We start from the raw sequence: 9,225 nt of genomic DNA on the forward strand, positions 1-9,225 counted from the left end.
TGATACGCCTCCTCAAAAATTATGATATGAAAATTATTCCCTTCACAGGCTGATTCAAACGTGAAAAAACGTGCCTTTATGACAACGTTTGATTCATGCAAGTTTCTTAATAGTGATTGCTGCGTTTAAGATGATCTCATCACTTTCGATATCAGTTTGTAAGTCTACATAAGAAGATGATGTTTGATTTCTTATTGTCAATTTACTATTAGATTCTAATGTAAGTATGACTAAACCAGTATTAAGGGGGGGATATCCTTCAGATGACATTTGGAATATTTAGTTACGTTTTTCCTGAATCTAAGAGGGTAGATAAAGGAATAAGAACTTTTTTAAATAGAACGGAGAATATACATGAAACCAATTATTGGAATTACCGCAGAAATTAAAGAGGGAGGAGGATATTTCATGCCCTGCATCTATCCAGATGCTGTGACACAGGCAGGTGGAATTCCTTTAGTGATTCCTCTTATTCCGGGAGAAGATATCAATGCACTTTGTGAACAAATTGATGCACTGTTTGTAACAGGAGGGGAAGATATCGATCCTTCTTATTATGACCAAGATCCTCATGTGCATTTAGGGAAAATCGCCCCACGTTTGGACGCGATGGAGCATGCGTTAGTGCAAAAAATGTTGGAGCTTGATAAACCATATATCGGTGTATGTCGCGGTTTACACATGTTAAACGTTGCAACAGGAGGTTCTCTCTACCAAAGTATTCACTCCCAAAGAGAAGAAGCAGTAATGCAACATAAACAAAAAGCAGAGCGTACTCATCGTTCTCATCCAGTGAAAGTAGACAAAGATAGTCAAATGTTTGAAATGCTTAAAGAAGAAGAGTTCAGAGTAAATTCTTTCCATCATCAAGCCTGTCATGAAGTACATGAACCGCTAAAAGTTGTAGCACGTGCTAAAGATGGCATCATTGAAGGCGTAGAAAGTACGGAGCATTCCTTCGTTTTTGGTTTCCAATGGCATCCAGAGGAATTTGCAAAAGCTGGAGATGAACCGTCTAAACGAGTCTTTAAGGCATATATTGATGCAGCAATTAAACGAAAAGAAAAGAATAACTAAACCAAAAAGAACTGCCGGCTTATTGGCAGTTCTTTTTCTTTTTTAGTCTCATTTAAGAAACAAAAAACCTGTTGGAGCGTGGCCAACAAGTTTTATACGCTCAATTTTGTATTGTAAAAATAATTGTGAATAATTTCTTCATCCGAATGAGGAATATATTCGCCTTTTACAATTTGAGAGCCGTTTATACATCCACTCGTCAGTAAAACAATATCACCAGGTTCACTCGCTTCCAACGCTTTCATAACGCCCTCATGTCTTGAAGGAGCGGTCAATACTTCTTGTAAATATGGTTCGGTAAAACCCTTCAGGACAGCGTCAACAACATTCCAAGGGTTATTATAGCCAGGATGATCAACTGTGACAATCAACGCATCTGCTTTTCCTTCTGCTGTTTTTGCCATTTTGGGCATCTTAGAGAAATCTCTAATGCCTATTCCAGTAATTAAAGTGATTAATCGGTTATGAGGCAATTTTTTTACAGCCCGCATAATCGCTTCTAATGCAACAGGTGTATGTGCATAATCCAAAACGATTGTTCTATTTTCAGGTCCGTGAATAACTTGGAAGCGGCCATCTACTTGTTGCATCTTGGGGAGGACTTGCAATATTTCCTGTAGGGAGACATTCGCAAATAAAGCAGCACCAATCGCGGAAACTAAATTACCTACATTATATTCTCCGTAGATGGGGACATTAATACGATACGTCTGGTCTTCATAAATTAAATCGAAAGACATTCCATCAAGATGATGCTGTATGTTTGTCCATACTAAATCTGCATTGGATTCCACATTACTGGAATATGTCAGTAAAGATCCTTGTACGGCTTGAATAATGTCTTGACTCATCCCGGCATCGTCCAAATTAATAACACTTGCTTTCGCCTGTGTAAACAATCGAAGCTTGCACATCTTATAATGTTCGAACGTCTTATGATATTCCATGTGCTCTTCTGAAATATTTGTATGAATTGCCACATCAAATTCAAATCCATTTACACGATGCTGATCTAATGCAATCGAAGACACTTCCATGGATGCCGCTTTGTCCCCATGGTTCACAAGCTCAGTGAAAATAGCTTGTACATCCGACGACATCGGGGTGGTAGGCGTGCTTTTTTTGATATGAAGTTGTTCATCTGAAGTGAAAATGCCATTCGTACCGAGCATCCCACAAGGCAAACCGAGTAAATTTAATAAGTTTCTTACATATGTAGCAACTGTTGTTTTTCCATTCGTACCGGTAACACCGATTTTGAATAATTTATCTGAGACATAATGATTAAATTCAATCGCTATAAAAGCCAAGGCTTCCCGTGAATCATGCACTAATACAAAAGATAAAAGGGGATGGGAAGAAGCATAAGATTCGAGGGTACTTTTGTCTGAACCCACGATAGTGGTAGCGCCGTTTTGAATTGCTTCATCTATGTATAAGTGACCGTCGGTTTCTTCTCCTATAATGCAAAAAAAGGCATACTGATTTTGTACATCTCTTGAATCGTACACAATCCCAGCCGTTAGCTGCATAGACGGTCCATATACGTGGAGCGCTTTTATTTGAGGAAGTTGAGTCCATTGAATATCCATGAAATGCTCCTTTATCTTCAATAAGATTAGGTAAGTTTAACATTGCACGCATTGAATCTATAGCACAGTTCGACAAAATGCGAGTATTTTCCCACGCGGTTTGCTACTCCATACCCTATATCCTTTTTTATATCTAACTAAAACGTCCTATGTCGTATTTAGTATGCTTTAAAAACAAGAAGCAATGCTTTAACTGAAATTTTTAAAGGTTTTTTTTAATATGCGAAGAAATTGTAAGAAGTAGAGGAGATGGGAAAATGAAAATTTTAGTGCTTGGTGGAACATCTTTTGTTGGACGTCACTTAGTGGAAGCGGCAGTCAAAAACGGACATGAAGTGGTATTATTTAACCGGGGAAAAACGAATCCTGAAGTGTTCAAACAGTTAAGGCATATTCAAGGAGATCGGCGGAAAGATGCGGAGAAGTTAGGTGAAGAAGAGTGGGATGGAGTCTTAGATACATGTGCTTATTCTCCACAAGACCTGCATCCAGTGATAAGCGTATTGAAAAATAAAACAAATCGTTATATGTTCATTTCGACCGTTTCGGTTTATGACGATTACAAAAAAGGCAGACCTAATGAGTCAAGTTCTACTTTTGCACAAAAAATCGAGTCAGATGAAGTGACGGGTGAAACTTACGGACCATTAAAAGTTATGTGCGAACAATTAATCAACGAAACCTTTAAGGACCGTGCATTGATTATTCGTCCATGTATCGTTGTAGGTCCGCATGATCCTACAGACCGATTCACGTACTATGCGAAAAGGTTAATGGAAAATGGGAAAGTTGCTTTACCCGGTGGGAATGAACCTCATCGCATGGTCCAATGGATTGATGTAAGGGATATGGCTAGTTGGATTGTGCAAATGATTGAAAATGGGACAACTGGTACATTTAATGCAGCTTCAAATCCACTGTCAATGGAAAAATTCATTGACAGTATAACGACAGCAACAATTGAAAAACAATGGATTCCTGACGCCGTTTTGGAATCAACGGACTTGGGTTCCCGAAGATATCCTTTTTGGGTATCCATTTCACAAGACTATCCCGAAGGTTTTATCATTGTTGAAAATCAACGAGCCATCGACAATGGGCTGACCATTAGATCTTTAACCACAAYGGCACAGGATACAAGACAATGGGCAATAAATCGAGAGTTAAAGGCGGGGCCGACAATTGAACAAGAGCAGTCGCTTCTCAAAAACTAGTAGTCGATTAGACATAAGAAACCTTTGAGAAGTGCCAAAAAATAGTGTATACTTAAATCAGAAAGACTAGGTGTGTCAGCACCTAGTCAACAATCGCTAATGTACAAAATAGCGGTTGATCCAGATTAATTCAGAAAAAGCCGTCTCGCCTAATCAGTGGGGACGGCTATTTCTTTTTAGCGAAGAAAATGACTAATGATACAACGATTGAAAAGCCCCCGATCATTACAGTTGCAAGCTGCATAAGCAAACTCATCGATTCAAAACTTGTCATAGGCATCACCTCCAATCCCTGGAAGTGATCATCCGCTACCTGTCATCTACAATTGTTCCTTTTATTATAACATAAACAGAATATATGTTCGTATTTTTGTTGAAAAAAAGAACATAATTTTGGCAATGCCATTTTTTGCTCGTTAACTTCATTAACGAGGTGTTTTACATTTTTCAGGGAACTTCATTTCTTTAATAGAGGGAATCTCAAAAGGATTGATTGAAAATCCTTATGAATCAGAAAATTTATTTCCGAATAAAACCTTGTTTTTTCAGGAAATCTTTCAAATGTTACCGACGGGCATCCCCTAAATAGCTATTGATTGGGTCCAGTTGGTCGTCTTTTGATTTGAACCTCTAGTAGCGTACAAATACCATAGCCGCTATAGATAAATTTTGTGCGAAAATTGCAACATCTGTTGTTCCGACGATTACATTTTCTGTTGTATCCGCTACAATAGTAGTATCATTAATTACACTAGCAATTTGAAGTCTCTTAAAATCATCACAACAAACAAATACAGCTCCAGCTGTTTCCATTTGTGTCGGGTTTTTTGATAATTGCCCCAATTTGTTCTTGATAACTTAGTCAGTTATCCAAATAACACTATAAGCTTGTACAAAATGAGAACTCGCTGCATGTTGAGCAACTGAAATAAGTTCAAAAACTTCTTCTTTTGACAATTTCTTGTTTTTATATGTACGAATTGAGGTTTGAGAAGAAAGTAAATCCAAGACCAACCGAAATCATCTCCTTTCTACATATCGTCACAGAAAGGATTCTAAAATGTGAAGGAGTGCCCTCAGCATGCACAGGAATATGGATCTTTATAAATACTTAATAACAAAAGCCGAAAAATTAACTGATGACTGGTACAAATCGATTGATCAATCTACTGCAGTAGGTGTATATGCATCTAAAGATGAAAAAGATATTAATCGTTTAAAATCTCAAAATTATAGTTTTCATGAACATTTAATTCAGGTTTTTTTGGAAGATGAATATGAATTCTTTAAAGCTTTTGAAGTTTGGTTAAACGAAATTGTTACCGATACTGGTCATCAATCTACACCCACTCATATAATTTTGCAGGAATTCCTCAATGTACAAAGACAATATCTTAGTATGATTGAGAGTTTCGAAAGAGAGAATGAAGGAACTTATACAAAAGAACAAATTTACTCATGGAATCATATTATTCTAAAAGCGTTCAGTAGGGTTATGACTAGATTTGTAGAGGTACACGATCAGCTATCTTTGCGAAGGCTAAAAAGTCAGCAAGAATTGATTAATGACTTGAGTGCTCCGGTGATTAAATTACATCAAGATGTTGGTTTACTTCCTGTAGTGGGTGAAATCGATACGCAACGAGCTAAATATTTGTTGGAAAATACATTGATGGAATGTACGAAAAAATGCATTACTCATTTGTATGTAGATTTATCAGGTGTAAATGTAATTGATACAATGGTAGCCATGCAAATTTTCCAATTAATAGATGCATTGAAGATTGTCGGAGTTAAGACTACATTATCCGGAGTTCGACCAGAAATCGCTTTGACAGCAGTTCATCTGGGTTTGAACTTCAAAGACATCCATATTGCTGGAAATCTATCCCAAGCATTACAAATGAAATAGACTAAGATAAACCTGTGCTCAGCTGAGCACAGGTTTTTTTGTGCAATCATATTACAGTCTGATTAAAAGTTTTCAAAAGTGTTTAACTTTAATAAAGCGTTGGGTAGATAGAATGTAAATCAAAAAATAGGAGGTAACCCCATGAACTTTGAATCAAATCGTAAAATTGAAGTTGCTCGTACAGAAGATGAAATGTATGGAAAATTAGAACAACTAAAAGCACAAGGTTATTCCGAGAGTGATATACATGTCATTTCAAAAGATCATGCACACATGAGTACATTAAATCGCTATTCTGAAGTTTCGACGCATGAAGCGGGTACATTCATGGATAAATTCAAATCATGGTTTACGGGAGAAGATTCCGTTACAGAAGGCCTGAGGAAATTAGATTTAAATGACGCAGAAACTGATCGCTATTCAAAAGATGTTGCTAGTGGTGGGTTTTTACTGTACACCGATGCATCGCTAAACGATAGTGTCACAGATTCTCACCAGAATGAGTTTGAAGAAGGCTATGATACGTTTGGATCAACTGGAAACAGTTATGAATCTTATCATGGGGAAGAGCGGGCAGTTCAACCAATTGAACCAGGTTTCGAAGAAAAGACTCATAACGAAGCGACAAGTCAGTCAAATGAGTTTACCTCTTCAGCACGTACAAACTTTGTTGAATCACGATTCAATGAAACAGATAAAAATCTTACTGGAGATTCCACAACCTTTGGTGCAGAAGAACCGCGAAGCGAAATGACTATTGACAGTGGTAAAAATCCTCAAAGCGAATATGATGAAGAACAGGGGTTTGAACCGTCAACAAATGATTTTGTAAATGAGACTGATGGTCGTTTCGACGAACCTACAGATCGTTTTGCGCGAGGTGAAACTTTCGCTACGGATCCATATTTGGCCAGAGAAGAAGACCATATAGGTCATTCAATGCAGGAAGATAGAATGGTCCAGAAGAATCGTACGAATATTCAGGATACTATTACGAATGAACAACAGACAGATGGATTCCAATCTCCTGGTGCAGACCCTAATTTAGGACCTGCAGCATTTGGTAGTGAACTAAATAATGATAAATCCACTGAGGAAATGAAACACGATTTTAATAGAGACCCTCGAACGGAAGAAAAACGAGTTTTTGGGACTGAGTATACAGCAGGTAAACATAACGAACCAACTAATCAATCTGAAGAAAAAGCTTTAAATAAGTACAACACATCCGGAGAGCCAGAGTATAGAGAAACTGGTTACGAAAATGAAGGACATGGCAATGCATTTGCATTCGACACGAATTCTACTGAGAATGAATTTCCCTCAGGTGGCGTCGATGAAGATGAAGATGTTACAACGGATCAATATGAGGAACGCTTAGATAGAGATAAATTTCTTCGCGAAATTCCCCCAAACAGCAAATTATTTTAATAAATGGTAGCCATGCTGCCCATACTATTGCTATAAGATGACCTCCTTATAGATAAACCCCTTACAGAATTCAGCGGCTGTAAGGGGTTTTGTGCGTTTAGAATATTGGCGATAGTACAATGAAAATCCGTCATATAAATGATGTTTCCAACAAGTCCGCCTAAGCTGACTTTCAATAGGGGAATGGGGAAATATATTTACTTCTGTTGAGAATTGATTAAAACTGCTTAATTATCATTGGAATTACTTGAAGAGTGATAGTCAAAAGAAAATCGGTGTACTTTCAAATGATTTGTCGATGAAAGATGGAGTAATTAAGTCGATTTTGAGTGGATATACAGCCAATCACATAGTTTCTGAAAAACTAAGAAATTGTGTGAAGCCGCTATTGATAATGTCCTTTCTACCTGTAAATGACAATAGTCTCCAAATATTTCCCGGGCAATAACAAACCACGAGAGTAATTACTGACAAAATTATTCTTAATACGAGTTGTTTCTATAATATAAATTATATTGACTGAATTTTCGTATTTTAATATGATGAGAATAAGACTTTCAGAGACTAGACGGGGGATAGAGATAGTGAAGAAAAAAATAATAATAATTTGTCTAATGTTATCGACTTTCAGTTTAACCTTTAGTCCGATTGTAGAGGCATACAGCACAACAAAAACACATACTTCAACTATGGCACAGTTAAAGAAATCTTCCATTTTCAAGAAAAAAACTCAAACAGTTGAGCCGATTGCCAGACCAGTTTCTTTAACTGGACAAGCAGTATATGCAAATATTGCTTCGATCGCTCCTAACTTTGTCGGAACTCCATATATTTTCGGTGGGAAAACACCTGCTGGCTTTGATTGTAGTGGATTTATTCATTACGTTCATCAGTTTGCGGGACTGGACATACTTCGGATGAGTAGTGAAGATTATTTCAAACTATCATCCAAAGTGAATGTACCTGTAGTAGGTGATTTAGTATTCTTTAAAGATACATACAAAGAAGGAATTTCTCATATGGGCATTTATATGGGAGAAAATACATTTGTTCATGCCGGATCAAAAGGTGTAGAAATCACAAAACTTGATAATCCGTATTGGCAACTACACTTTGTCGCGTTTAAACGTTTTAATGTTGTAACGGACTAAATGAAAACAAGCACCGGAGTGAGTATCTCCAGTGCTTGTTTTAACTTTCCGTTATGTAAAATCGTTCCTTGAGAATCGAAAACTCGATGGGCGTAAATACCCCGTATCTACAAAGCGCTTTTTTAGATACGGGTTAATCAATTGTCTTCGCTTATGAAATTGTAGCTGGTAATAGCTTTGCAGATGTTAGACGGTTACGAACTAGAATCCCTGTAGTTGCAGCAAGTATTGCTTTAATTATTCCCACCAGAATAAATGGAGTTACACCGCCAGTTAAAGCTGCAGTCCAACTTAGTTCAGCGACGAATTTCAACCAAACAGCACCAAATGAAAGAGTAATAATCATCGCAATGATATTTGCGATGACAGCATTTTTAACTGTAAATCCGAATCGCTCCAGTAGCCAGCCTATTAAGAAGGCTGCTGGAATGAATCCAATTATATAGCCTCCAGTAGGACCAAAAACTACTCCGATCCCTGATGACATTTCACTAAATACAGGTAATCCTGCAATTCCCAACATTATATAGACTAAGACGGACAATACCCCATAACGCTTGCCTAAAATGGTAGCCGCCAGTCCAATAGCAAGGGTTTGTCCAGTAATTGGAACGAGTGGAAGGGGAATAGTTATTTGTGCCATAATCGCAATGATTGCTGCGAATAGAGCGGTAACAATTAACATCTTCAGGTGTTCGTTTCTCATATGTATAACCTCTTTTCATTAAGTGAACTATTTATTAATTTTAGTTAACACAAATAGTATCATAATAATATTCTGGTATTTCGTCAATACTTGCTTAGGATTATATATATTTGGGTCAAGATTTATCAGTCCTGCCTTATTC

The 9,225-nt window shown here is 37.2% G+C and carries 9 protein-coding genes; 5 read left to right on the forward strand and 4 right to left on the reverse strand.

Features of this window, described 5'->3' with window-relative positions:
• Window positions 1-354 precede the first annotated feature (354 nt).
• Window positions 355-1,077, forward strand: coding sequence for a gamma-glutamyl-gamma-aminobutyrate hydrolase family protein (locus AC1DSL_RS14130; protein WP_477532644.1), 723 nt, complete (start codon window positions 355-357; stop codon window positions 1,075-1,077).
• A 92-nt stretch (window positions 1,078-1,169) separates the two neighbouring features.
• Here the strand turns inward: AC1DSL_RS14130 and AC1DSL_RS14135 are convergent, their stop codons facing one another.
• Window positions 1,170-2,669 carry a UDP-N-acetylmuramoyl-L-alanyl-D-glutamate--2,6-diaminopimelate ligase gene (locus AC1DSL_RS14135; RefSeq protein ID WP_477532645.1) on the reverse strand — a complete coding sequence of 500 codons (1,500 nt, stop codon included), beginning with the start codon at window positions 2,667-2,669 and terminating at the stop codon, window positions 1,170-1,172.
• 257 nt (window positions 2,670-2,926) lie between these two features.
• On the opposite strand from AC1DSL_RS14135, the gene AC1DSL_RS14140 reads away from it, so the two are divergent.
• Complete coding sequence (locus AC1DSL_RS14140; protein WP_477532646.1) at window positions 2,927-3,883, forward strand: NAD-dependent epimerase/dehydratase family protein; 957 nt, start codon at window positions 2,927-2,929, stop codon at window positions 3,881-3,883.
• A gap of 630 nt (window positions 3,884-4,513) precedes the next feature.
• Here AC1DSL_RS14140 and AC1DSL_RS14145 read toward each other — a convergent pair.
• Together AC1DSL_RS14145 and AC1DSL_RS14150 are read right to left on the reverse strand one after the other, a co-directional pair.
• A complete protein-coding gene (locus AC1DSL_RS14145) occupies window positions 4,514-4,726 on the reverse strand; it encodes a hypothetical protein (protein ID WP_477532647.1) in 213 nt (70 codons plus the stop codon).
• 15 nt (window positions 4,727-4,741) lie between these two features.
• Window positions 4,742-4,897 (reverse strand): nitroreductase family protein, encoded by a 156-nt coding sequence (locus AC1DSL_RS14150; RefSeq protein ID WP_477532648.1) that lies wholly within the window; start codon window positions 4,895-4,897, stop codon window positions 4,742-4,744.
• Between the two features lie 67 nt (window positions 4,898-4,964).
• Between AC1DSL_RS14150 and AC1DSL_RS14155 the strand changes: the two genes are divergently transcribed.
• The 3 genes from AC1DSL_RS14155 to AC1DSL_RS14165 all read left to right on the forward strand — a co-directional run bounded on the left by AC1DSL_RS14155 (window position 4,965) and on the right by AC1DSL_RS14165 (window position 8,377).
• The gene (locus AC1DSL_RS14155) at window positions 4,965-5,795 is read left to right on the forward strand and encodes an STAS domain-containing protein (protein ID WP_477532649.1); all 831 of its coding nucleotides are present in this window, start codon (window positions 4,965-4,967) and stop codon (window positions 5,793-5,795) included.
• Window positions 5,796-5,936: 141 nt separating this feature from the next.
• Window positions 5,937-7,226, forward strand: a complete 1,290-nt coding sequence (locus AC1DSL_RS14160; protein WP_477532650.1) for a YflT domain-containing protein — start codon at window positions 5,937-5,939, stop codon at window positions 7,224-7,226.
• Window positions 7,227-7,810: 584 nt separating this feature from the next.
• Window positions 7,811-8,377, forward strand: coding sequence for a C40 family peptidase (locus tag AC1DSL_RS14165; RefSeq protein WP_477532651.1), 567 nt, complete (start codon window positions 7,811-7,813; stop codon window positions 8,375-8,377).
• A gap of 151 nt (window positions 8,378-8,528) precedes the next feature.
• On the opposite strand, the gene AC1DSL_RS14170 is transcribed toward AC1DSL_RS14165, so the two are convergent.
• Window positions 8,529-9,083, reverse strand: a complete 555-nt coding sequence (locus AC1DSL_RS14170; RefSeq protein ID WP_477532652.1) for a biotin transporter BioY — start codon at window positions 9,081-9,083, stop codon at window positions 8,529-8,531.
• Window positions 9,084-9,225 lie beyond the last annotated feature (142 nt).

It is taken from the genome of Paenisporosarcina sp. P4_D4 (assembly GCF_056401835.1).

Bases quoted from the DNA above. Each gene is read 5' to 3' on its own strand.
- AC1DSL_RS14130 (WP_477532644.1), top strand. From the start codon at position 355: ATGAAACCAATTATTGGAATTACCGCAGAAATTAAAGAGGGAGGAGGA.
- AC1DSL_RS14160 (WP_477532650.1), top strand. From the start codon at position 5,937: ATGAACTTTGAATCAAATCGTAAAATTGAAGTTGCTCGTACAGAAGAT.
- AC1DSL_RS14135 (WP_477532645.1), bottom strand. From the start codon at position 2,669: ATGGATATTCAATGGACTCAACTTCCTCAAATAAAAGCGCTCCACGTA.
- AC1DSL_RS14170 (WP_477532652.1), bottom strand. From the start codon at position 9,083: ATGAGAAACGAACACCTGAAGATGTTAATTGTTACCGCTCTATTCGCA.
- AC1DSL_RS14155 (WP_477532649.1), top strand. From the start codon at position 4,965: ATGCACAGGAATATGGATCTTTATAAATACTTAATAACAAAAGCCGAA.